Source organism: Cognatiluteimonas telluris (genome assembly GCF_011320095.1).
GTDB lineage: Bacteria > Pseudomonadota > Gammaproteobacteria > Xanthomonadales > Xanthomonadaceae > Cognatiluteimonas > Cognatiluteimonas telluris.
The window spans coordinates 293,604-317,104 of record NZ_JAANOY010000002.1 but is presented as its reverse complement, the minus strand read 5'-3'; the positions used below and the strand labels follow the sequence as shown (position 1 = coordinate 317,104).

Annotated in this window: 19 protein-coding genes and 1 pseudogene; 6 read left to right on the top strand and 14 right to left on the bottom strand. The window is 67.9% G+C overall.

Annotated elements, in window-relative coordinates; genetic code table 11:
- Positions 1-8: 8 nt before the first annotated feature.
- The 4 genes from ligA (at position 9) to gyrA (ending at position 7,079) form a co-directional block, all read left to right on the top strand.
- The gene (gene ligA, locus G7B67_RS03105; RefSeq protein WP_166207637.1) at positions 9-2,138 is read left to right on the top strand and encodes an NAD-dependent DNA ligase LigA; all 2,130 of its coding nucleotides are present in this window, start codon (positions 9-11) and stop codon (positions 2,136-2,138) included.
- Between the two features lie 105 nt (positions 2,139-2,243).
- Positions 2,244-3,215 (top strand): EF-P lysine aminoacylase EpmA, encoded by a 972-nt coding sequence (gene epmA / locus G7B67_RS03100; protein WP_166207634.1) that lies wholly within the window; start codon positions 2,244-2,246, stop codon positions 3,213-3,215.
- A gap of 34 nt (positions 3,216-3,249) precedes the next feature.
- Positions 3,250-4,308 carry an S-methyl-5-thioribose-1-phosphate isomerase gene (mtnA, locus tag G7B67_RS03095; RefSeq protein WP_166207631.1) on the top strand — a complete coding sequence of 353 codons (1,059 nt, stop codon included), beginning with the start codon at positions 3,250-3,252 and terminating at the stop codon, positions 4,306-4,308.
- A gap of 185 nt (positions 4,309-4,493) precedes the next feature.
- Complete coding sequence (gyrA, locus tag G7B67_RS03090) at positions 4,494-7,079, top strand: DNA gyrase subunit A (RefSeq protein ID WP_166207628.1); 2,586 nt, start codon at positions 4,494-4,496, stop codon at positions 7,077-7,079.
- A 178-nt stretch (positions 7,080-7,257) separates the two neighbouring features.
- On the opposite strand, the gene G7B67_RS03085 is transcribed toward gyrA, so the two are convergent.
- The 3 genes from G7B67_RS03085 to G7B67_RS03075 all read right to left on the bottom strand — a co-directional run bounded on the left by G7B67_RS03085 (position 7,258) and on the right by G7B67_RS03075 (position 8,972).
- The gene (locus G7B67_RS03085) at positions 7,258-7,641 is read right to left on the bottom strand and encodes a DUF302 domain-containing protein (RefSeq protein WP_166207625.1); all 384 of its coding nucleotides are present in this window, start codon (positions 7,639-7,641) and stop codon (positions 7,258-7,260) included.
- Positions 7,642-7,742: 101 nt separating this feature from the next.
- Positions 7,743-8,369: a ferritin-like domain-containing protein gene (locus G7B67_RS03080; protein ID WP_166207622.1), complete on the bottom strand. Its 627-nt coding sequence runs from the start codon at positions 8,367-8,369 to the stop codon at positions 7,743-7,745.
- Positions 8,370-8,492: 123 nt separating this feature from the next.
- Positions 8,493-8,972: a peroxiredoxin gene (locus tag G7B67_RS03075; RefSeq protein WP_166207619.1), complete on the bottom strand. Its 480-nt coding sequence runs from the start codon at positions 8,970-8,972 to the stop codon at positions 8,493-8,495.
- A gap of 161 nt (positions 8,973-9,133) precedes the next feature.
- Here G7B67_RS03075 and G7B67_RS03070 point away from each other — a divergent pair.
- Both G7B67_RS03070 and G7B67_RS03065 read left to right on the top strand, forming a co-directional pair.
- Positions 9,134-9,610: pseudogene (locus G7B67_RS03070) on the top strand (Hsp20/alpha crystallin family protein); the annotation flags it as partial.
- 173 nt (positions 9,611-9,783) lie between these two features.
- Positions 9,784-10,695 carry a DnaJ C-terminal domain-containing protein gene (locus G7B67_RS03065; protein WP_166207614.1) on the top strand — a complete coding sequence of 304 codons (912 nt, stop codon included), beginning with the start codon at positions 9,784-9,786 and terminating at the stop codon, positions 10,693-10,695.
- Positions 10,696-10,921: 226 nt separating this feature from the next.
- Here G7B67_RS03065 and G7B67_RS03060 read toward each other — a convergent pair whose 3' ends face one another.
- The 11 genes from G7B67_RS03060 to purB all read right to left on the bottom strand — a co-directional run bounded on the left by G7B67_RS03060 (position 10,922) and on the right by purB (position 23,453).
- Positions 10,922-11,293, bottom strand: a complete 372-nt coding sequence (locus G7B67_RS03060) for a response regulator (protein WP_166207610.1) — start codon at positions 11,291-11,293, stop codon at positions 10,922-10,924.
- Between the two features lie 73 nt (positions 11,294-11,366).
- Positions 11,367-12,359, bottom strand: coding sequence for a YhdH/YhfP family quinone oxidoreductase (locus G7B67_RS03055; RefSeq protein ID WP_166207607.1), 993 nt, complete (start codon positions 12,357-12,359; stop codon positions 11,367-11,369).
- Between the two features lie 84 nt (positions 12,360-12,443).
- Positions 12,444-13,034 carry an LOG family protein gene (locus G7B67_RS03050; RefSeq protein WP_166207604.1) on the bottom strand — a complete coding sequence of 197 codons (591 nt, stop codon included), beginning with the start codon at positions 13,032-13,034 and terminating at the stop codon, positions 12,444-12,446.
- Entirely contained in the window at positions 13,031-13,378 is a 348-nt protein-coding gene (locus G7B67_RS03045) for a DUF3147 family protein (protein WP_166207601.1), read from the bottom strand. The genes G7B67_RS03050 and G7B67_RS03045 overlap by 4 nt, the downstream gene beginning before the upstream one ends.
- Positions 13,375-14,241: a class I SAM-dependent methyltransferase gene (locus G7B67_RS03040; RefSeq protein ID WP_166207598.1), complete on the bottom strand. Its 867-nt coding sequence runs from the start codon at positions 14,239-14,241 to the stop codon at positions 13,375-13,377. The genes G7B67_RS03045 and G7B67_RS03040 overlap by 4 nt, the downstream gene beginning before the upstream one ends.
- Before the next feature lie 302 nt (positions 14,242-14,543).
- Positions 14,544-15,974, bottom strand: coding sequence for a dihydrolipoyl dehydrogenase (gene lpdA / locus G7B67_RS03035; protein ID WP_166207593.1), 1,431 nt, complete (start codon positions 15,972-15,974; stop codon positions 14,544-14,546).
- A 160-nt stretch (positions 15,975-16,134) separates the two neighbouring features.
- Complete coding sequence (sucB, locus tag G7B67_RS03030; RefSeq protein WP_166207590.1) at positions 16,135-17,325, bottom strand: dihydrolipoyllysine-residue succinyltransferase; 1,191 nt, start codon at positions 17,323-17,325, stop codon at positions 16,135-16,137.
- 46 nt (positions 17,326-17,371) lie between these two features.
- On the bottom strand, positions 17,372-20,203 hold the full coding sequence (locus G7B67_RS03025; RefSeq protein ID WP_166207587.1) for a 2-oxoglutarate dehydrogenase E1 component: 2,832 nt from the start codon (positions 20,201-20,203) through the stop codon (positions 17,372-17,374).
- 186 nt (positions 20,204-20,389) lie between these two features.
- Positions 20,390-20,878: a DUF7931 domain-containing protein gene (locus tag G7B67_RS03020; RefSeq protein WP_166207584.1), complete on the bottom strand. Its 489-nt coding sequence runs from the start codon at positions 20,876-20,878 to the stop codon at positions 20,390-20,392.
- On the bottom strand, positions 20,875-22,083 hold the full coding sequence (locus G7B67_RS03015) for a ribosomal protein uL16 3-hydroxylase (RefSeq protein ID WP_341480457.1): 1,209 nt from the start codon (positions 22,081-22,083) through the stop codon (positions 20,875-20,877). The genes G7B67_RS03020 and G7B67_RS03015 overlap by 4 nt, the downstream gene beginning before the upstream one ends.
- A 2-nt stretch (positions 22,084-22,085) precedes the next feature.
- Entirely contained in the window at positions 22,086-23,453 is a 1,368-nt protein-coding gene (purB, locus tag G7B67_RS03010) for an adenylosuccinate lyase (protein WP_166207581.1), read from the bottom strand.
- Between the last annotated feature and the right edge of the window lie 48 nt (positions 23,454-23,501).

The window sequence follows — 23,501 nt, the reverse complement described above, 5'->3', positions numbered from 1 at the left end:
ATCCACGCATGACCCAAGCGTCCGCTCCCGCCGCCCGCGCCGCCGAACTGCGTCGCCGCATCGACGACGCCAACCATCGTTATTACGTGCTCGACGACCCGGACCTGCCGGATGCCGAGTACGACCGCCTGCTGCGCGAACTGGAGGCGATCGAGACCGAACATCCGGAACTGCGCACGCCGGATTCGCCGACGACCCGGGTGGGCAGCGCGCCGTCCGGTCGCTTTGCCCAGGTCCAGCACGCCGCGCCGATGCTGTCGCTGGGCAACGCCTTCAGCGACGACGAGGTGCGGGAATTCGCCGCCCGCATCGAAAAGGAAACCGGCGACGGGGACCCGGCGTTTTCGCTCGAGCCCAAGCTTGATGGGCTGGCGATCAGCCTGCGCTACGAGGGCGGCGCGTTCGTGCGCGGCGCCACCCGCGGCGACGGCACCACCGGCGAGGATGTCACCGCCAACCTGCGCACGGTGCGTTCGATCCCACTGCGCTTGCGTGGCGACGTGCCACCGGTGATCGAGGTGCGGGGCGAGGTCTACATGCCGCGCGCCGGCTTCGAGCGCTACAACGCCTGGGCACTGGAACATGGCGAGAAGACCATGGCCAATCCGCGCAACGGCGCGGCCGGCTCGCTGCGCCAGCTCGATCCGCGCATCACTGCGCAACGCCCGCTGGCGTTCTATGCCTATGCGCTGGGAGAGGTCGAACTTGGCGATGCGATGCCGAGTCTGCCTCCGACGCATTCGCAGACCCTGGCGTGGCTGCGCACACTCGGCTTCCCGGTCAGTCCGGAAGTCGATTGCGGGCGCGGCGCCGAGGCCCTGCTCGCCTATTACCGCCGCATCGGCGAGCTGCGCGATACGCTGCCTTACGACATCGACGGTGTCGTCTACAAACTCGACCGCTACGACCAGCAGCGCGCGATGGGCTTCGTGTCGCGCGCGCCGCGCTGGGCGCTGGCGCACAAATTCCCGGCGCAGGAAGAGATGACGGTCGTCGAGTCGATCGAAGTCAACGTCGGGCGCACTGGCGCGGTGACGCCGTGGGTGCTGATGCAGCCGGTGCAGGTCGGCGGCGTGACGGTGACGCGGGCGACGCTGCACAACGCCGACCAGGTCGCGCGGCTGGACGTGCGCAACGGCGACACGGTGATCGTGCGCCGCGCCGGCGACGTGATCCCGGAAGTCGTGCGCGTGGTCGAGGAGCGCCGACCACTCGACAAGCGCGGGCGGCCCTTGCATCCGCCGTACCAGTTGCCGACACAGTGCCCGGTCTGCGGCTCCGCCGTGGAACGCGAGGACGGCGAAGTCGTCGCGCGTTGCAGTGGTGGGCTGTTCTGCCCGGCGCAGCGCGTGCAGGCGCTGTTCCACTTTGCTTCGCGGCGCGCGATGGACATCGACGGCCTGGGCGAGCGCCTGATCGCCGCGCTGGTGGAATTCGACTGCGTACGCAGCGTCGCCGACCTGTACCGGTTGGGTGTCGACGACTTCGTGGCGATGAAGCAGCGCGCCGACGCGCTGGCCGAGGGCGAGGTGGATGTTTCCGAACCGGGCCAGGGCAAGGCGAAGCCGAGATCGGGGAAGATCGCGACCCGCTGGGCCGAAAACCTGGTGGCGGGCATCGATGCCAGCCGCAACAGTTCGCTCGAGCGCGTGCTGTATGCGTTGGGGATTCCCGATGTCGGCGAGAGCACGGCGAAAACGCTCGCGCGCCATTTCGGCGCGCTGGATCCGATCATGGCCGCCGACGAGGAGACTTTGCGGCAGGTGCCGGACATCGGCCCGGTGGTGGCGGCGCACATCGCGAATTTCTTCGCCGAGGCGCACAACCGCGAAGTGATCGCGGCCCTGCGCGCGGCCGGCGTGCATTGGACGGAGGGCGCGCCGCAACGTGCCGCCGATGGGCCGCTGGCGGGCCAGACCGTGGTGCTGACCGGCGGCCTGGCTTCGATGTCGCGCGACGAGGCCGGCGCCCGGCTCGAAGCCCTCGGTGCGAAGGTGTCTGGCAGCGTGTCGAAGAAGACCAGCTTCGTCGTCGCCGGCGAGGCGGCCGGGAGCAAGCTTGCCAAGGCGCAGGAGCTCGGCGTCGAGGTCTGGGACGAGGACAAGCTGCTGGACTACCTCGCGGCCGCCGCGCAGTGAACCTTCCGCCCTCGGTAGGAGCGGCTTCAGCCGCGAGCGTTTCCCCTGGTTGCCAGCACCCTCGGGAGACCGCGGCTGAAGCCGCTCCTGCGAAAGGCCTGCGGCGTGAATGACTGGCGTCCCACTGCGACGTTCCAGGCGCTGCAATTGCGCGCCAGGCTCAACGCGGGCATCCGCGACTTCTTCTCCAACCGCGGCGTGCTCGAGGTCGAGACCCCGGTGTTGTCGCGCGCGGGCAATACCGATCCCAACATCGCGTCGTTCGCGTTGGAATTTTCCGGGCGCACCGATGGCGCGCCGCGTACGCGCTGGTTGCGGACCTCGCCGGAATTCGCACTCAAGCGCATGCTCGCCGCGGGCATCGGCGACTGTTACGAGCTCGGCCGCGTCTTCCGCGATGGCGAAGCCGGCGGGCGCCACAATCCCGAGTTCACGATGCTCGAGTGGTACCGGCTCGGCTGGGATCACCAGCAGCTGATCGACGAAACCGGCGAACTGATCAACGCGGCGCTGGCGCTGGTCGATCGTCGCGCGCCACTCGTGCGGATCGCCTGGCGCGACCTCTATCGCCAGCGCCTCGCGCTGGATCCGATCACTGCCAGCGACGCCGAATTGCAGCAGGCGCTGGGCGCCGTGCGCATCGACCCGGAAGGCCTCACGCGCGACGATTGGCTGGACCTGCTGCTCACCCATCGGCTGCAGCCGCACTTTCCTGCCGACGGGCTGCTCGCGGTGTTCGACTATCCCGCCTCGCAGGCGGCGCTCGCGCGCGTGCGTCCCGGCGACCCGCCGCTGGCCGAGCGTTTCGAGCTCTACCTGGGGCCGCTCGAAGTGGCCAACGGCTACCACGAGTTGCTCGACGCCGACGAGCAACGCACGCGCTTCGAACGCGACCTGGCCGTGCGTGAAGGCCGGGGCGCGCCACGACCGCCGATCGATGAGCGGCTGCTCGGCGCCATGCAGTCCGGGCTTCCGGCCTGTGCCGGCGTCGCCCTGGGCGTCGACCGCCTGCTGATGGCCATGCTGGGCACATCGCGCATCGCCGATGTGCTGGCATTCGCCTTCGATCGCGCCTGAAGCGCGCGCCCGGCTGCGTCGATAAACTAGCCCGATGAGCGACGACTTCGACTACGCCCGCTACGACCGCATCCGCCCGCTGCGCTGGACCGGCGGCGCGCTCGACGTGCTGGACCAGCGCAAGCTGCCGTTCGCCACCGAATACCTGACCTGCCGCAGCAGCGATGAAGTCGCCGAAGCCATCCACTCGCTCGCCGTGCGTGGCGCGCCGGCGATCGGCATTGCCGCGGCGTGGGGCGTGGTGCTCGCCGGGCGCGCGCTCCCGGCGGGCGATGTGGACGAGGCCGCGGCGAAACTGGAGCCGGCGCTGAAGCGCCTCAACGCGGCGCGTCCGACGGCGGTCAACCTGGCGTGGGCGTTGGCGCGCATGCGTGGCGCACTGGCGCGGGCCGACGGCGACTGGCGCCGCATGCTGGAGGACGAGGCGCATGCGATCGATCGCGAGGACCTGGCCGCCAACCGCCGCATGGGCGCGCTGGGCGCCGCGCTCATCGCGCCCGGCAGCGGCGTGCTCACGCACTGCAATACCGGCTCGCTGGCGACGGCAGGTTTCGGCACAGCGCTGGGCGTGATCCGCGCCGGTGTCGCGCAGGGGCGCATTGCGAATGTGTTCGCCGGCGAGACCAGGCCCTGGCTGCAGGGCGCGCGGCTGACCGTGTGGGAGCTGCAGCAGGACGGCATCGATGCCACGCTGATCGCCGATTCGGCCGCCTCGCACCTGATGAAGACCGGGCAGGTGCAGTGGGTCATCGTCGGCGCGGATCGCATCTGCGCCAACGGCGATGTCGCCAACAAGATCGGCACCTACCAGCTGGCGATCGCCGCGCGCTTCCATGGCGTGAAATTCATGGTCGTCGCGCCGGCATCCACGGTCGACATGGCCACCGCCAGCGGCGAGCTGATCCACATCGAGGAACGCGAGGCCGGCGAGCTGCACGGCATCGCTGGCACCCGCACGGTGGCCGAAGGCATCCACGCCTGGAACCCGGTTTTCGACGTGACGCCGCACGATCTGATCGATGCGATCGTCACCGAAAAAGGCGTGATCGGGCATCCGGACGAGGTCTCCATGCGGGCCGCTTTCGGGGCCTGAGCGCGCGGCGTCCCCAAGGCCTCCAAAAAGGCTCGCAAGTCCTTGTTTCCAGTCGGGAAAAGGGCGGCTGAATTGCGGCGTTTCGTGCTACAATTCCGGCTTCGCTGAATCCACCGCCGAAGCAAGCCCACGGAGCCGATCCGCAGGCTGCCGGCGGGCCGTGTATTGGCTCCTACGGAACCCCGATGGCAGAGCTCGCCAGAGAAATCATCCCGGTCAACCTCGAAGACGAGATGCGCCGCAGTTACCTCGATTACGCGATGAGCGTGATCGTCGGACGCGCGCTTCCCGATGTGCGCGACGGCCTCAAGCCGGTGCATCGCCGCGTGCTGTACGCGATGAACGAGCTCGGCGCGCACAGCAACAAGCCGTACTACAAGTCCGCGCGCATCGTCGGTGACGTGATCGGTAAATACCACCCGCACGGCGACCAGTCGGTCTACGACACGCTGGTGCGCATGGCGCAGCCGTTCTCGCTGCGCTACCTGCTGGTGGACGGGCAGGGCAACTTCGGCTCGGTCGACGGCGACTCCGCGGCGGCGATGCGATACACCGAGGCGCGCATGTCGCGCCTGACGCACGAGTTGATGGCGGACATCGAGAAGGACACCGTCGACTTCCAGCCCAACTACGACGAGAAGGAACTGGAGCCGACGGTGATGCCGTCGCGCTTCCCCAACCTGCTGGTGAACGGCTCGGCCGGCATCGCGGTCGGCATGGCGACCAACATCCCGCCGCACAACCTGTCGGAAGTCATCGACGCGACCATCGCCCTGATCGACGATCCGGCGATCGACGTCGAGGGACTGATGCAGCACATCCCGGGCCCGGACTTCCCGACCGCGGGCATCATCAACGGCGTGGGCGGCATCCACCTGGCCTACCGCACCGGCCGCGGGCGCGTGCGCATGCGCGCGAAGGCCGACATCGAAGTCGCCGACAACGGCCGCGAGGCGATCGCGGTCACCGAGATCCCCTACCAGGTCAACAAGGCGCGGCTGATCGAGAAGATCGCCGAGCTGGTGAAGGAAAAGAAGCTCGAAGGCATCAGCGAGCTGCGCGACGAGTCCGACAAGGACGGCATGCGCATCTACATCGAGATCAAGCGCGGCGAGTCGGCCGAGGTCGTGCTCAACAACCTCTACGCGCAGACGCCGATGGAGTCGGTGTTCGGCATCAACATGGTCGCGCTGGTCGACGGTCGCCCGCAGCTGCTCAACCTCAAGCAGATGCTGGAAGCCTTCGTCCGCCACCGCCGCGAAGTCGTCACCCGTCGCACGATCTTCGAGCTGCGCAAGGCGCGCGCCCGCGCGCACATCCTCGAAGGCCTGACCGTCGCGCTGGCCAACATCGACGAGATGATCGAGCTGATCAAGACCTCGGCCAACCCCAACGAGGCGCGCGAGCGGATGCTGGAGCGCACCTGGGAAGCTGGGCTCGTTGGCGCATTGCTGGGCGCCGCCGGCGCCGAAGCTTCGCAGCCGGAAGACCTGCCCAAGGGCGTTGGCCTGATCGATGGCCGCTACCAGCTCACCGAAACCCAGGCGCAGCAGATCCTCGAGATGCGCCTGCACCGCCTGACCGGGCTGGAGCAGGAAAAACTCACCGACGAATACAAGCTGCTGCTGGAAACCATCGCCGGGCTGATCCGCATCCTCGAAAACCCGGATGTATTGCTGGATGTGATCCGCACCGAGCTGCGCAACCTCAAGGAAGAATTCGGCGACGCGCGCCGCAGCGAAATCCGGGCCAGCGAAGAGGATCTGGACATCCTCGACCTGATCGCGCCCGAGGACGTGGTGGTCACGCTTTCGCATGCGGGTTACGCCAAGCGCCAGCCGGCCAGCAGCTACCGGGCGCAAAAGCGCGGCGGCAAGGGGCGCAATGCGGCCGCGACCAAGGACGAGGATTTCATCGACCAGCTGTGGCTCGTGAACACCCACGACACGCTGCTGACCTTCACCAGCGCCGGGCGTGTGTTCTGGCTGCCGGTGCACCAGCTGCCCGATGCCGGACCGCATGCCCGCGGGCGTCCGATCGTGAACTGGATCCCGCTGGTCGCCGGGGAGCAGGTGCAGGCCGTGCTGCCGGTGCGCGATTATCGCGACGACTGCTTCGTGTTCTTCGCGACCCGCAACGGCACGGTGAAGAAGACACCGCTGACCGAATACGCCTATCGCCTGCAGCGCGGCAAGATCGCGATCAACCTGGACGAGGGCGATGCGCTGATCGGCGTTGCCCTGTCCGACGGCACCCGCGACATCATGCTGTTCGCCAGCAACGGCAAGGCCGTGCGTTTCGCCGGCAACACCGTGCGCCCGATGGGCCGCACCGCGACCGGCGTGCGCGGCATGCGCCTGGCCGAGGGCGAGGAGGTCCGCAGCCTGGTGGTCATCGAGGGCGACGGCGACATCCTGACGGCCAGCGAGCGTGGTTTCGGCAAGCGCACCCCGGTGGAGGACTACCCGCGCAAGGGTCGCGGCACGCAGGGCGTGATCGCGCTGCAGACCACCGCGCGCAATGGCCAGCTGGTCGGTGCGATCCAGTTGTCGGACCACCACGAGGTGCTGCTGATTTCCGACGGCGGCACGCTGGTACGCACCCGCGCGGCCGAAATCGCGCAGGTCGGTCGCAACACCCAGGGCGTGACCCTGATGCGGATGGCGGACGACGAGAAGCTGCAGGCGATCGAGCGCGTGGATGCGTCGCTGGACGAGGGGCTCGAAGCCGAGCCTGGGCTTGCGGCCGGGTTGGAAGCCACCGCGCCGTAAGCGACACCGGCGCGAAGGAGGAAGGGCGGCCTGCGGGCCGCCTTTTTTCATCCGACCCTGGAGTGCAAGGGCCAGTCCGAGTGCGGCGGGCTTCGGCCCGCAGCAGGCGCCGATGGATGGCCATGCCGACTGGAATGATGCAGGCGCTACCGGCACCGGGCGCCGTGCGATCGACGGGCTATCTGGCTTCGTCGATCATGCGCATCGTCTTTTCCTCCACCTCGCTGGCCACCCTGCCCAGCGCGGGATCGGTGGAGAGCGTGGAGAGCATTTCCGCGGGCTTGATGAGCCCGATCCTCGTCCTGCCCTTGTCGGTAAACACCGAGATGCGGCAGGGGAGCGCCATGTTCAGGCGCATGTCGACCGACAGCACCTTGGCCGCCTGCGCCGGGTTGCATACCTCGAAGATCCGGCACTGCTCATCGAATGCGACGCCCTTGCTGCGCAGCGTGGCTCCCAGGTCGTGGACATGCAGCACGCCGAAGCCATGGTGTCGTACCGCCAGGTCGAGCGCTGTCGATGCCTGGTCGAACGACTTGTCGGTATCGACGATGTAATACATGGCTCACCTCGGGCGATGTGTCCGGCGCAGCGCGTGGAAATGATCCACCGGCAGCCGCCACCCTCGACCGCGCGCGTGGCGGGCAGGGGGCGCGGGCCGGGTCAGCCGACCCAGCCGTCGAGCAGGTCCGCCATGTCGTCGGCATGTTCCTCCTCGTCGGCCAGCACGGCCTCGAGGATGCGCTTGGTGGTGGTGTCGCGGTCGCCGATGTAGAGGATCATCTCACGATAGCTGTCGATCGCGATGCGCTCGGCGATGAGGTTTTCCTTGACCATGTCGCGCAGGTCGCTGCCGGGCTTGTACTCGGCGTGCGAGCGCGAAGTCAGCGTCTCCGGATCGAGATCCGGCTCGCCGCCCAGCTGCACGATGCGTTCGGCGATGCGGTTGGCGTGGGAGAGCTCCTGTTGCGCATGCTCGAGGAACTCGGATTTGACCGAATCGGCGAGCATGCCCGCGGCCATGAAGTAGTGGCGGTAATAGCGCAGCACGCACACCCATTCGGTCGCCAGCGCTTCGTTGAGCAGGCGCACGACTTCCTTGCGGTCGGCCGTGTAGCTGTCGGTGATCGCGCCCTTGTCGATGTCGCGCCTGGCGCGTTCGCGCAGGGTCTTGACATCGGTCAGCGCCGTGCCGGGCGCGCGCGCGGACGGGATCGAAACGGCCGTCGGCAGCAGCGGCGGGGAGGCTTGCTTGCCGCCCTTGGATTCCTTTTTCTCAGACTTGCTCATCGGGACTCCTTCCAGTCAGGGCAATGAAACCGCACAACGCATTCCAGCGGAACGGACCGGGTCATTCGCGGATCCCGATCCCGGGAAACGCGACTGCGACGGGCCGATCCCGGAAGACCAAACTCATGGCAACTGCGACAACACATGCTCGGCCGATGACACCCGGAATTCGCCCGGCGCCTCGACGAAGATCTGCTTGACGACGCCGTCCTCGGCATACAGGGCGAAACGCTTCGAGCGCGTGCCCATGCCGTAGGCGCTCGCGTCCATCTCCAGGCCGAGCGCGCGGGTGAACTGGCCGTTGCCATCGGCGAGCATCATCAGGTCGTCGGGCACGTGCTGGCTCTGGCCCCAGGCCTGCATGACGAACGGATCGTTGACCGACATGCAGGCCACCTCGACGCCCTTGGCGCGGAACTGGTCGAAGTGCGCGACGAACCCCGGAAGGTGTTTTTCCGAGCAGGTCGGCGTGAACGCGCCGGGGACGGCGAACAGGACGACCTTGCGGTCCTCGAACAGCGCGCCGGTGTCGACGGTTTCCACGCCATTGCGGATGCGTTGCAGCGGGACTTCCGGCAGGCGGTCGCCGGCTTGGATGGTCATGGGGGCGGCCTCCGGTGGGATGAAGGCAGTGTATGCGTGGCGCCGTGAAGGCCTCGCGCTTGAAATCCCCGGCACGGATACCGATATGAGCCCCGGCGGCAATTGCCGTCGCGGCGGATTCCCGCCCGGAACAACAGGAAAACCAGCAGGAGCAAACACAGATGAGCATCATCCGTTATCGCCAGTGGCCCGCCGCGGGCCGCGTGCAGAACGAGTTCCGGCAGGCTTTCGAACGCCTGTTCGAGGGCAACCCGTTCGACCAGGACGGTTCGGACGACAGTTCCGTGGTCACCAGCCAATGGATGCCGCGGGTGGATGTCAAGGAAGAGCCCGGACGCTTCGTCCTCTATGCCGACCTGCCGGGCATCGACCCGGACGACATCGATGTGTCGATGGACAAGGGCATCCTCACCATCAAGGGCGAACGGCGCAGCGAAGCGACCGACCAGACCGATCGCTTCTCGCGCATCGAGCGCGACTACGGCAGCTTCTATCGTCGTTTTTCGCTGCCCGACAGCGCCGATGCCGAAGGCATCCAGGCGCACGGTCGCAACGGCGTGCTGGAGATCGTGATCCCCAAGCGCTCCGAAGCGGCGCCGCGCCGCATCCAGGTCGGGCGCAAGGAGCAGGCGGCCGGCGATCGGGCCGGTCGCGAGCCAGCGGGCGATCGCCCGCAGCGCCAGACGCTCGACGCACCGCAGACGCAGCAGTAACCGTCACGGCGGTGCGATAACCTTCCGGCCTGCGGCAGTGCGCCGCGGGCCGGCGGGTTTCGGGTCGCCGGCACGTCCCAGCGAGGCACGGATCGCGTATGCAGTTCAAGGATTACTACGACATCCTCGGCGTCGAGCCGAGCGCGGGCGAGGCGGAGATCAAGACCGCGTATCGCCGGCTGGCGCGCAAATACCATCCGGACGTCAGCAAGGAAGCCGGGGCGGAAGAGAAATTCAAGGCCGTCAACGAGGCCTACGAAGCATTGCGCGATCCGCAGAAGCGCGCCGCCTACGACCAGTTGCGCACCCGCGGCTATCGGCCGGGCGAGGAAATGCATCCGCCGCCGGGCGGCTTCGGGCAGGGTGCGCCGGAAGGCTTCGACTTCGATGAGATCTTCGCCGGCGGCGGTGCCGGCGGTGGCTTCAGCGATTTCTTCGAGGAACTGTTCGGGCGCCGGCGCGCCGAGCAGGGCTTCGGCCAGGGGCAGGGCGGACGTCGCGCACCACCCCGCGGCGACACCCGGGCCAAGCTCGCGGTGCCGCTGGAAGCGGTCTACAACGGCAGCAGCGTGCGCATCGGCGTCAACGGCAAGACGCTCGACGTGCGCATTCCCAAGGGCATCAAGCCCGGGCAGGCGATCCGCCTGGGCGGGCAGGGCAACCACGGCGACCTTCTGCTGGAAGTCGAGTACGCCGCGCACCCGCAGTTCGAGGTCGACGGCCGCAACATCATCCACGTCATGGCGGTCGCGCCGTGGGAAGCGGCGCTGGGCGCAACGGTCAGCGTGCCGACGCTCGGCGGCCCGGTGGAGCTCAAGATCCCGGCCGATTCGGAAGCCGGTCGCAAGCTGCGGCTGCGCGGGCGGGGCCTGCCGGGGACGGGTTCAGTGCCGGCCGGCGACCAGATCGTCGAGCTGGAAGTGCTCGCGCCAAAGGCGCACGACGAGGCCCAGCGCGACGCCTATCGCGGGTTGCGCGATGCCTTCGGGGACGATTGGCGACGGGGCTAGCGGGCGCGGGGTCGGCTCCGGCGAAGAATCGCGTCTGGCCAGGATGGACGCTTGTCGCGGAATGGATCGCGGGGGCAGGCGCGAAGCAGGCGCGCGGGGGGGGGGGGGAGGGATGCCAGCGGCGCCTTGCCTCTGCGGGCAGGCCTTCCGTCCAGGCGTCCGGGTCAGAAAGACGAACGGCCCGCAAAGCGGGCCGTCGGATTCATTCTTCCCACCTGTTGACCGATCAGCTCGCGCCGCCGACGTGACCGGTGATCACGGTGGCCAGCTCTTCCTCGCTGAAGGGCTTGGTGAGGTAAGCGCGGGCGCCCTGGCGCATGCCCCAGACGCGGTCGGTGTCCTGGTCCTTGGTGGTCACCAGGATCACCGGGATGTGCTTGGTGGTCGGCTCGCGGGTGATGGCGCGGGTGGCCTGGAACCCGTTGAGGTTGGGCATCACCACGTCCATCAGGATCAGGTCGGGGATCTCGCGCTTGGCGACCGCCACGCCTTCGGCGCCGTCTTCGGCGGTGAACGCTTCGTGCCCGAGTTTCTCGACGATGCGGCGGATTCCCATCAACTGCGAGGGAGAGTCGTCAACGATCAGGATGCGCGCCATAAGGGTTCCCCGGGGACTGGCTCGATTGTAGCGGGCCAATGGGCCAATGTTCCATGCGCCGCGCGCGAAAGCGCTACAGCCGTACCAGCGTGCGCCCCAGCGAGCCGCCGGCAAGCATGGTGGCGAACACGTCGGGAAGTTCGGCCATCGCGACCTCGCGGGTGCAGATACGGTCCAGGTGCGCCGGCTTCCAGTCGCTGGCCAGGTGCTGCCAGATCGCCTCGCGGATGTCGCGCGCCGTGCCGGCCGATGCCACGCCCAGCAGGGACACGCCGCGGATGATGAACGGCATGACGGTCGCGCTGAGCTCCGGCGAGGCGGCGAGCCCCGCGCTGGCGACATTGCCATACGGGGCCGTCTGCGCGAGCAGGCTGGCGAGCATCGGTCCGCCGACGTTGTCCAGCCCGCCGCCGAAGCGCGCCGATTCCAGGGGGCGCGCGGTGGCCAGAACGTCGCGGCCGTGGACCTGCGCGGCACCGATCGCGCGCAGGTAGTCCGCATGCGCCGGCTTGCCGCTGACCGCATGCACCTCGAAGCCGGCGCGGCTGAAGATGTCGACCGCCAGCGAGCCGACCCCGCCGGTCGCGCCGGTGACGCACAGCGGGCCCAGCGCCGGCGCCTGCCGGTTGTCGAGCATCCGGTATAGCGCCAGCGCGGCAGTGAACCCGGCGGTGCCGAGGATCATGCTTTCCCGCAACGACAGCCCCCGCGGCAGCGGGACCACCCACTGCGCCTGGAGGCGCGCGTACTGCGCATAGCCGCCATCGCGCGTTTCCGACAGCCCGCACCCGGTGACCAGCACCTCGTCGCCTTCGCGGATCGCCGGATCCGTCGAGGCAACCACGTGGCCGGCCACGTCGATCCCACCCACCAGCGGGAACCGCCGCAGGATCCTGCCTTCGCCGGTGCCGGCGAGCGCGTCCTTGTAATTGACCGACGAGTACGCAGTGCGGATGACGACTTCCCCCGGCGAGAGGTCGTCCAGCGACAGCGGCTCGATGCCACTGCGATGCGCCGTGCCGTCCTGGTGGATGCGGAAGGCGGGGAAGCTGGAAGGAATGGTCATTTCGTCGCCGCGGTCCCGGCGCACGCCGGGACTCCAGTTGGGTTCATGGAAGCTGCCATGGAGGCAGCCAGTGCTGAACGGAGGTCATCGAAGATCGGTGTGCGGCTGATTCGGATGCTTGCTCGCCGGACGCCCGGAAGACCGACGCATCCATTCCAGCATCGGGTCGATCCGTTCCCCATGCCAGAGCTCGTCGCGATGCTCCGCGCGCAGGAAACCTTCGTCGGCCATCCGCTCGATCATCGCCATCAGCGGCGCATAGAAGCCGTCGACGTCAAGGAACGCGCAGGGCTTGCTGCCCAGGCCGAGCTGCCGCCACGTCAGCATCTCGAACATTTCATCGAGCGTACCGAAACCGCCTGGCAACGCCACGAACGCGTCGCTGAGATCGAACATGCGCGCCTTGCGCTCATGCATGTTCGACACGACGTCCAGGCGCGTCAGCCCGCGATGCGCGACTTCCCAGCCGACCAGTTGCTCCGGAATCACGCCGATCACCTCGCCGCCGGCGGCGAGCGCGGCATCGGCGACCACGCCCATCAATCCAACGTCACCACCGCCATAGACGACCACCAGCCCTTCGCGCGCGAGCCGGGTGCCGAGCGCGGCGGCGCGTTCGGCGTAGATGGCTTTCACGCCGATGCTGGAACCGCAGTAGACGCAGACCGACTTCATGTGGCGACGCGTCCCAGCAGCCATTGCACGAGCGTCACGCCGGCGAAGCCGACGACGATCGCGGCGATCGCCGCCAACCCCACGTTCCAGCCATGGCGCAGGCCGAACGCCAGGACGAGGAACAGCGGCAGGCTTCCGAGCACGAACCAGAAGATGCCCATCGACAGGTCGGCGACCTGGCGCGCGTCGCGGGTGTCGGCGTACAGCCACGCCAGCACCAGCAGCGAGGTCAGCGGCAGCGAGGCCACCAGTGCGCCCAGCCAGCCGCTGCGGCGCGCGAGTGCGGACGCGACCAGGACGATGGCGACGGTGATCGCGAACTTCGACAGCAGTTGCGGATTCATGGCGAAGCCTCTGCCTCCAGCAGCACGATACCCGACATCCGGCGACCGGCCTCGCGCTTACGGGCCGGTTGCAACCGGGACAGCAGCTTCCACAGCCAGCCGCCGGGCATGGTGCGATGCAGTCGGAAGGATTCGTCCCAGGTCGAGCGGAACTCCGCTTCGCGCCAGCCGAAAGGAGCGAAGAAACCGGTGCCCTCGGCCGGAGCGAAGCGGAAGGGTGCGTTGCCCTGGCTCAGCCTGGGTTGCCAGCGCTTCTCGAGCAGCTTGAGCAGCATCGGCGACCCGAGATCCATGAGCCACCAGCGCGCATTGGCGATGTCGTGCAATGCCGCGGCGAGGTCCGCGACCTGTGCTGGTTCCAGGTAGACGAGCAGCCCCTCGGTGATCACCAGCACCGGTCCGTGCGCGGACGCGCGGGTGAACACGTCGCGGCGCGCGTCCGCGTCGCGCATGTCGGCCGCGATGAATTCGAGTTCGCAATGCGGGGTTTCGTCGCGCATGCGCTCGCTGAAGTACTCGACCATGTCGGGCAGGTCGACATGCAGCCATCGCAGCGCGCGTGGCAAGGGCAGCCGGTAGGGACGCGCGTCGAGACCGGCGGCGAGGTTGAGCACCGTGCGCGCGCCCTGCTGCACGCAGCGCATCACGATCTCGTCCATGACCGCGGTGCGCACCACCATCGGCCAGCTCATCGACTTGCCGCGCGGCATCGCATCGACGATCGCCTGTCCGCGTTCGCCCGCCAGCCGGCGCGCGAAGGGATCGCGGAAAAGCGCATCACTGCGCTCGGTTTCCATTGCCCGGTAGACCGCGACCCACAGCGCGGTGTCGGAGACGTTGCGGATCGGATTCGGATCAGCCATGAGGCGCGCTCGAGATGCTCTCCGACAAGTATCGACCACATCGCGGCATGATGCTTTTGACACTGGGCCGCAAGTTCACGGATCGGTTTGCGCCGCGGCGTCGAATGCAGCTTGGGTCAGCTTTTCCGTGCCCCTGAGTCCGGGGGCACAGCCGCAGAAGTGCCGTGGCGCCGCTCAGCTTGTGGCCCTAGCCCCCTGAGTCAGGGGGCGGTTCGCGCCGCAGGCGCGAAAGGGCGGGGTCTGGCCTGCAATGATGGGGCCCAAAGTTCGCCAAGCGAACTTTGGGATTCACAAGGGCAACCTCAGTTGCCCTTGTGAATCGCCCGCTTGTCCACCGCCATCGCCGCTTCGTGCACGGCTTCGGACAGCGTCGGATGCGCGAAGCAGATCCGCGCGAGGTCATCGGCGGCGCCGTTGAACTCCATCGCGATCACGCCTTCGTGCACCAGTTCGGAGACGTTGACGCCGCACAGGTGCATGCCGAGGATGCGGTCGGTTTCGGCGTGTGCGATCACCTTCACCAGGCCCGCGGGTTCGGCCATCGCCACCGCACGGCCGATCGCCGCGAACGGGAAGCTGCCGGTCTTGTACGGGATGCCTTCATCCTTGCACTGCTTCTCGGTCTTGCCGACCCACGCGATTTCCGGCTCGGTGTAGATCACCCACGGCACCGTGTCGAGGTTGACGTGGCCCGGCAGGCCGGCGATCAGCTCGGCGACGGCGATGCCTTCTTCCGATGCCTTGTGCGCCAGCATCGGGCCGCGCACGCAGTCGCCGATCGCCCACACGCCGTCGACGCCGGTGTGGTTGTGCGCGTCGACCTCGATCATGCCGCGCGGGTCGAGCTTGACGCCGGTGCCATCGGCCAGCAGGCCCTTGGTCGCGGCGCGCCGGCCGACCGACACCAGCAGCTTGTCGAAGATGAGGGCGTCTTCCTTGCCGTCGGCGCCGGTGTAGGTGACATGCACGCCGTCCTTCTTGGCCTCGGCCTTGCTGACCTTGGCGCCGAGGCGGATGTCGAGCCCCTGCTTCTTGAACTCCTTCGCGGCCGCCTTGGCGATGTCGGCATCGGCGGCGGCCAGGAATTCCGGCATCGCTTCGAGGATCACGACCTCACTGCCCAGGCGCTTCCACACGCTGCCGAGTTCGAGGCCGATCACGCCGGCACCGATCACGCCCAGGCGCTTGGGCACCTTGTCGAAATCCAGCGCACCGACGTTGTCGACGATGTCGTTGCCGAACTTCGCGAACGGCAGTTCGATCGAGTCCGAACCGGCGGCGAGGATGACGTTGGTCGCCTTGAGCTCGACCTCGCTGCCGTCGTGCTGCTTGACCTTGACCACGTTGCCCGGCTGCAGCTGGGCGAAGCCGTAGATCGGCGTCACCTTGCTGCCCTTGAACAGCATCGCGATGCCGCCGGTGAACTGCTTCACGATCGCGTCCTTGCGGCCGATCATGGTGCCGACGTCGATCTTCGGGTTGTCGGCGCTGATTCCGTGCACCGAGAACAGGTGCGTCAGATTGTGGAACTGGCGCGAGCTGTCCAGCAGCGCCTTGGACGGAATGCAGCCCACGCGCAGGCAGGTGCCGCCGAGCGCCGGCTTGCCATTCTTGCCCAGCGCCGCATCGACGCAGGCGGTCTTCAGGCCAAGCTGTGCGGCGCGGATCGCGGCGACGTAGCCGCCGGGGCCGGCGCCGATGACGACGACATCGAAGGATTGCTGTTCGCTCATGGTTCTTGTGTCCTTGCCGTTCCCTTCTCCCCTCGGGAGAAGGTGGCGCGAAGCGCCGGATGAGGAGGCGGAGGGATGAGTTCTGGGTTGCGACGGGCGGAAGTCGCTTCGCCACCCTCACCCCGACCCCCCTCGCGGTGGGAGAGGGGCTTGGATGCAATTACATCCCCAGCAGCATCCGGTGCGGGTTCTCGAGCTGGTTCTTGATGTCGACCAGGAACAGCACCGCGTCTTTGCCGTCGATGATGCGGTGGTCGTAGCTCAGCGCGATGTACATCATCGGCGCCGCGATGACCTGGCCGTTCTCCACGATCGCGCGCTCCTTGATCGTGTGCATGCCCAGGATCGCCGACTGCGGCGGGTTGACGATCGGCGTCGACATCAGCGAGCCGAAGGTGCCGCCGTTGGTGATGGTGAAGGTGCCGCCCTGCAGGTCCTCGAGTTTCAACCCGCCCTCGCGCGCGGCCTTCGCGTAGCCGGCGATGGCCTGCTCGATCTCGGCGAAGCCCATGCGCTCGGCATTGCGCAGCACCGGTGTCACCAGGCCGCGGTCGGTCGAGACCGCGATCGAGATATCGGCATAGCCGTGGTAGATCACGTCGCTGCCGTCGACCGAGGCATTGACCACCGGGTATTTCTGCAGCGCGTTCGCCGCGGCCTTGGCGAAGAAGCTCATGAAGCCGAGCTTGATGCCGTTGGCCTTCTCGAACTGCTCGCCGAGCTCCTTGCGCATCGCCATGACCTTGCCGAGGTTCACCTCGTTGAAGGACGTGAGCATCGCGATCGAATTCTTCGACTGCATCAGCCGCTCGGCGATGCGCGCGCGCATGCGCGTCATCGGCACGCGCTCTTCCGGACGTGCGCCGCCAGAGACGCCACCGGTCTTGCCGCTGGCGTAGTTGACGATGTCTTCCTTGGTCACCGCGCCCTTGCGGCCGGTGCCTTCGACCTGCGAGGCGTCGACGCCTTCCTTGTTGGCAGTGAAGCGCGCGCCTGGGGGCAGGTCGGCGGACTTCGCGGCAGGCGCTGCCGGCTTCGCGGCCTCGGCCTTGGCAGGCGCGCTCGGCGCCGCGGCCTTCGCGGGTTCGGCGGCCTTCGCCGGTGTTGCCGCCGCGCCTTCCTCGATGATCGCCAGCACCTGCTGGCTGGTCACCGTGGCGCCGGTCTCGAAGCGGATTTCCTTCAGCACGCCGTCGACGGGCGAGGGCACTTCCAGCACGACCTTGTCGGTCTCCAGGTCGACGAGGTTCTCGTCGCGCGCGACCGCGTCGCCCGCCTTCTTGTTCCAGGTGGCGATGGTGGCGTCGGAAACCGATTCGGGCAGAACCGGGACTTTGACTTCAATGGCCATGGCAGGCGTCCTGGAAAGAGCGTGGAAGGTGTGGGTGGGGCAAGGCTTATTCGACCGTCGCGTCGCCGCGCAACGGATTGACCAGCGCATCGGCGACCAGCTTCACCTGCTCGGCGACGTGCTCGGCGAGGTGTCCGGCGGCCGGCGAGGGCGAGCGCGCGCGCCCGGCGTAGTGCAGCGCCTGTTTCGGCTGCAGGCAGGCGACGAGGTGGTGGCGGATCTGGTACCACGCGCCCTGGTTCTGCGGCTCTTCCTGGCACCAGACGACCTCGGTCGCGGAGGCATGGCGCTTGAGTTCGGCCACCAGTTGCTGGCGCGGGAACGGATACAGCTGCTCCACGCGGACCAGCGCGACGTCGGTGATCTTCTGCTTCTGCGCTTCCTCGACCAGGTCGTAATAGACCTTGCCGGCGCACAGCACGACCCGCTTGGCCTTCTTCGCGGTCGCGGTGGAGTCGGGGATCAGCCACTGGAACTCGCCGTTGGCCAGCTCGTCCAGGCTCGACACCGCGAGCTTGTGCCGCAACAGCGACTTGGGCGTCATCACCACCAGCGGCTTGCGCGTGGCCATCAGCATCTGGCGGCGGATCATGTGGAAGTCCTGCGCCGGCGTCGTCGGCGCGCACACGATCATGTTGTCCAGCGCGCACAGCTGAAGGAAGCGCTCCAGGCGCGCGGAGCTGTGCTCGGGGCCCTGGCCTTCGTAGCCATGCGGCAAAAACAGCGCCAGCCCGCACAGGCGATCCCACTTGGCTTCGCCCGACGACAGGAACTGGTCGATGACGACCTGGGCGCCGTTGGCGAAGTCGCCAAACTGCGCCTCCCAGATGTCCAGCGTCATCGGATCGGCGGTCGAATAGCCGTACTCGAAACCCATCACCGCTTCCTCGCTGAGCAGCGAGTCGATGATGGTGACCGATTCGGGGTTATCCACCAGTTGCCGCAGCGGCAGGTAGTACTCGTCGGTCTTCTGGTCGTGCAGGATTGCGTGGCGGTGGAAGAAAGTGCCGCGGCCCGAGTCCTGGCCGACCAGGCGCAGCTTGTACTTCTGGTCGAGCAACGTGGCGTAGGCGAGGTTCTCGGCGAAGCCCCAGTCGGCCGGGACCTCACCGGCCGCCATCTTGCGGCGGTCGTCGTAGATCTTGGCCACGCGCGGATGCAGGACGATGTTCGCCGGCACGTTGGTGATCTGGTTGGACAGCACGTCCAGGCGCTTGCGGTCAAAGCGGGTGTCGACCGCGTCGGTGACCTTGCCCTGCAGGAATTTCGACCAGTCGATCGAGAATTGGTCGGGGGACACGTCCGCGACTTCCGCCGTCACCTTGCCGCTGTCGAGCTTGTCGCGGTAGACATCCATCATCGCCTTGACCGCGCCCGCATCCAGAACGCCTTCGGCGACGAGCTGCTCGCCATAGAGCTCGCGCACGGTCTTGTGGGCGCGGATCGTCTGGTACATGAGCGGCTGGGTCGCGGCCGGCTCGTCGGCTTCGTTGTGGCCGTGGCGGCGGTAGCAGACGAGGTCGATGACCACGTCCTTGCCGAAGCGCTGGCGGAAGTCGAACGCAAGCTCGGTGCAGAACACCACGGCTTCCGGATCGTCCCCGTTCACGTGCAGCACCGGCGCGCCGACCATCTTGGCCACGTCGGTGCAGTACAGCGTCGAGCGCGCATCGTCGGCGGCGCTGGTGGTGAAGCCGATCTGGTTGTTGATGACGACGTGCACGGTGCCGCCGACCGCGAAGCCGCGCGCCTGCGACATCTGCAGCAGTTCCATCACCACGCCCTGGCCGGCGAACGCCGCATCGCCGTGCAGCAGCACCGGCAGCACCCGGGTGCGCTGTCTGTCGCCACGGCGGTTCTGGCGCGAACGCACGCTGCCGACCACGACCGGATCGACGATTTCCAGGTGCGATGGATTGAACGCCAGCGCGACATGCACCGGCCCGCCGTCGGTCGCCAGGTCCGCGCTGAAACCCATGTGGTACTTGACGTCGCCGGTATGCGCGCGGTTGCCGCTGGCATGTTCGAACTTGCCTTCGAACTCGTCGAAGAGCTTGCGCGGCGGCTTGCCGAGCGTGTTGATCAGCACGTTGAGGCGGCCGCGATGGGCCATGCCGAGCACGACGTCCTTGACGCCATCCTTGCCGGCGCGGCGGATCATCACGTCGAGCATCGGGATCAGCGCGTCGCCGCCTTCCAGCGAAAAGCGCTTCTGGCCGACGTATTTCGTGTGCAGGTAGCGTTCCAGGCCCTCGGCAGCGGTCAGGCGTTCGAGGATCCGCAGCTTCGCGTCCTTCGACTGGCCGTAACGGCCGGCGGCGGCTTCCAGGCGCTCGTACACCCAACGCCGCTGCTCGGCGTCGGTGATGTGCATGAACTCGGCGCCGATCGAGCCGGTGTAGGTCGCCTTGAGCAGGGCGACCAGCTCACGCAGCGGCATGCGCTCGCGACCAGCGACGCCACCCGTGGAGAAACTGCCGTCCAGGTCGGGCTCGGACAACTTGTGGAAACCCAGGGTCAGGTCCGGCGCCTCCGGCTTGGCGGCCATGCCCAGCGGATCGAGGTTGGCGGCCAGGTGCCCGCGCGAGCGGTAGGCGGTGAGCAGCTTGCCGACGCCGCGTTCGCGATCGTCGCCACTGGCGGCTGCATTGCCCCCCTCGCCGCGCGCGGCGCGCTTTCCGGCCAGCGCAATCTCATGGACGACCGCCGAATGCGGCACGTCGCCCGCTTCGCGGCCCTTGAAGCCGTCGAAATACGCCTTCCATTTCGCCGATACGCTGTCGGGGTCGACCAGGTACTGCTCGTAGAGCTCCTCGATGTAACCGGCGTTGGCGCCGAGCTGGGAGGACTGGGCAAACTGCTTCAGGAGACTGTCCACTATGGCGTCGGGAAGCTCGAAAGGGAGGGTGGAGACGGCTCAAGCGACTGATTTTTACGGGCTTTGCGCAGGCCCGCGGCCCCCCGGCGAGAGGGCCGTGAATTATAGCCGCAGGGATTGCCGCACTGCACCAGCGGGAGTCGCCGGGTTACGGGGCGGTAGCGCATCCGCGGTGCCGGGCGTGGCCTAGATGCCCAGGCTGCGGAATTCCGTCACGGGGCGCGAGCGTTCCCACACACGCTCGAAACCGGCACGGAGTTGCCGGGCCCTGCCGGCGGCGTCGAGGTCGGCTTCGCCATCGAAGCGATGGCCCAGGCCACGGAAATAGAAGCCGCCGCCGTCATTGGCGAGGAAGGCCGACGGATAGGCGCGATCGACCGGGTCGATCACCTCGCGAAAGGCGAACACGCTGGGAAGGCGCTGCGCCAGGGCGATCAGCGGCGCGTGCGCCCGCTGCGGCGTGGCGGCGTCCTGCAGCAGCACCCGCGCTTCATTGCCACGCCCGGCGGTGGCGAAGCGCCGAAGCGCGTCCAGCACCTCGGGTGCATCGAACAGGCCCGGATCGAGCTCGCGACTGTAGATCCACAGCCCGCGGCGGGCCGCCAGGATGATCGCCACCGCGACCGCGACGGCATCGTCGCGATGCTCGACGGCGCTGAAGGCCAGCGTGTTCATGCGTCCTCCTCCGGCGTGGCCAGCTGGAAGTGTCCTGCGCCGAGCAGCTCGAAGACCGCGTCGCGCGCGCGCTGCGAAAGCGCGGCGTACGTCCTGCCATCGATCGTGTCGGCGGCGGCCAGCTTCCGCGCATCGCGTGCGGACAGGGTGAAATCCAGGCCGGCCACGTACAGCCGTGCGCCCTTGCCGGCGCGGCGCCAGGCGGTGCGGGTCCAGGGATGGCGCAGCAGGCGCGCGCCATGCGCCAGCGCCCATTCGAACTCGATTCGCGGCGGCAGCTCGGACGCGGCAGCTTCGCCAGCGCTGCGATACAGGGTGATGAAACGCCCGAACCAGTCGCCCAGGCGCTCGGGATCGTTCATCCGCAACACGTTCAGCGCTTCAATCACGCGTTGCATCGCCGCGGCATCGATTTCGTTGGCGTCGCTCGCCGGCGCCAGGTCCGGATCGTGATAGCGCTGGGTGTCGTCGGCATCGGCGATCAACGTGTCGACGAAGTCGCCGATCAGTTCGGACGCCGCCGGCGCGCGCATGCCGATCGAGAAGGTCAGGCAGGCATCTTCCGCCACGCCATGGTGCGGCACGCCCGGCGGCAGGTAGAGCATGTCGCCGGGTTCGAGGATCCAGTCGTGCGTGGGCGTGAATCGCTGCAGCAGCTTCAGTTCGCTGTCCAGACGGAAGTGCACCGGCGGTTCGCCCTTTCCCAGCGCGGCCGAGGCATCGATCTGCCAGCGTCGGCGCCCCTGTCCCTGCAGCAGGAAGACGTCGTACTGGTCCACGTGCGCGCCGACCGAACCGCCGGGCGCGGCGAAGGACACCATCACGTCGTCGATCCGCCAGCGCGGCAGGAAGTCGAAGGCCGGCAGCAGCGCGGCGACATCAGCGTCCCATTTGTCGACGTCCTGCACCAGCAGGGTCCAGTCGTGCTGCGGCAGGGTCGGGAACATCGCCTCCGGAAACGGCCCGTGGCGCAGCAGCCAGCGATCCTCGCCGCGATCGTGGGCGACGATGCGCGACAACGCGGCGTCTTCGCAGGCGAGGCCTGCGAGGTCTTCGGGCGAGATCGGCGAAACGAATCCGGCGAAGGCATTGCGGACCAGCAGCGGACGCTTCTGCCAGTAGTCGCGCAGGAACAGCGCCGGCGGCATGCCCAGCGGCGGCAAGGACGCCGCGTCGACCTCGAACGGCGGTGCGCGCCGGGCCACGGTCAGCTGTCCCGGGCGAGCGACTCAGCCAGGCCGGTATAGCTGGCGGGCGTCATCGCCAGCAGGCGCTGCCTGTCGGCCGCGGGCAGGTCCAGGGTGGCGATGAAGTCGCGCATCGACTGCTCGCTGATGCCCTGGCCGCGGGTGAGCGCCTTGAGCTGTTCGTAGGGGTTGGGCAGTCCATGGCGGCGCATCACCGTCTGCACGGCCTCGGCGAGCACTTCCCAGGCCGCATCGAGGTCGGCGGACAGGCGCTCGGGGTTGACGCTCAACTTGCCCAGGCCGCGCGACAGCGCCTCGAATCCAACCAGTGCGTGGCCAAAGGCGGTGCCCAGCGCGCGCAGCACGGTGGAGTCGGTCAAATCGCGCTGCCAGCGGCTGATGGGCAGCTTGGCGGCGAAGTGTTCGAACAGCGCATTGGCGATGCCGAAGTTGCCTTCGGCATTCTCGAAGTCGATCGGATTGACCTTGTGCGGCATGGTCGAGCTGCCGACTTCGCCGGCCTTGACCGCCTGCTTGAAGTAACCCAGCGAGATGTAACCCCAGATATCGCGGCACAGGTCCACGCAGATGGTATCGATGCGCTTGCTGGCGTCGCACAGCTCGGCGATCCCGTCGTGCGGCTCGATCTGGGTGGTGTAGGGCTGCCAGTCCAGGCCCAGCGAGGTCACGAAGCGCTGCGAGAATGCCGCCCAGTCGATGTCGGGATAGGCCGCCACGTGCGCGTTGTAGTTACCGACCGCGCCGTTGATCTTGCCGGGCATCGGCAACGCCGCCAGCACGTCGCGCTGGCGCGCGAGGCGCGCGACGACGTTGGCCAGTTCCTTACCGACCGTGGTCGGCGAGGCGGTCTGGCCGTGGGTGCGCGAGAGCATCGGCAGCGCCGCATGCGCATGCGCCATCGAACGCAGCCTGTCGATCAGGCCATCCAGCGTCGGCAGCAGCACGGCGCCGCGCGCTTCATTGAGCATCAGCGCGTAACTGAGGTTATTGATGTCCTCGCTCGTGCAGGCGAAATGCACGAATTCCAGCGCCGGCCCGAGCTCCGTATCGCCCGACAGGCGCTCCTTGATCAGGTATTCGACCGCCTTGACGTCGTGGTTGGTGGTGCGTTCGATCTCCTTCACCCGCGCGGCATCGGCGGTGGAGAAATCCTTCGCGAGCGCCCGCAGCCGGTCGCTGCCGGCCGCCGAAAATGGTGCGAGCTCGACGATGCCGGGTTCGTCGCCCAGCGCCAGCAGCCATTCCACCTCGACCCGGACCCGGGCCCGGATCAGGCCGAATTCGGAGAAGATCGGCCGCAGCGCGTCGACCTTGCCGGCGTAGCGGCCGTCTAGCGGGGACAGGGCAAGCAGCTGGGCGTCGGACATGGGGGCAGGGCGAGCGGGAAGATCGCCGATTCTAAACTGTCGGGGGAC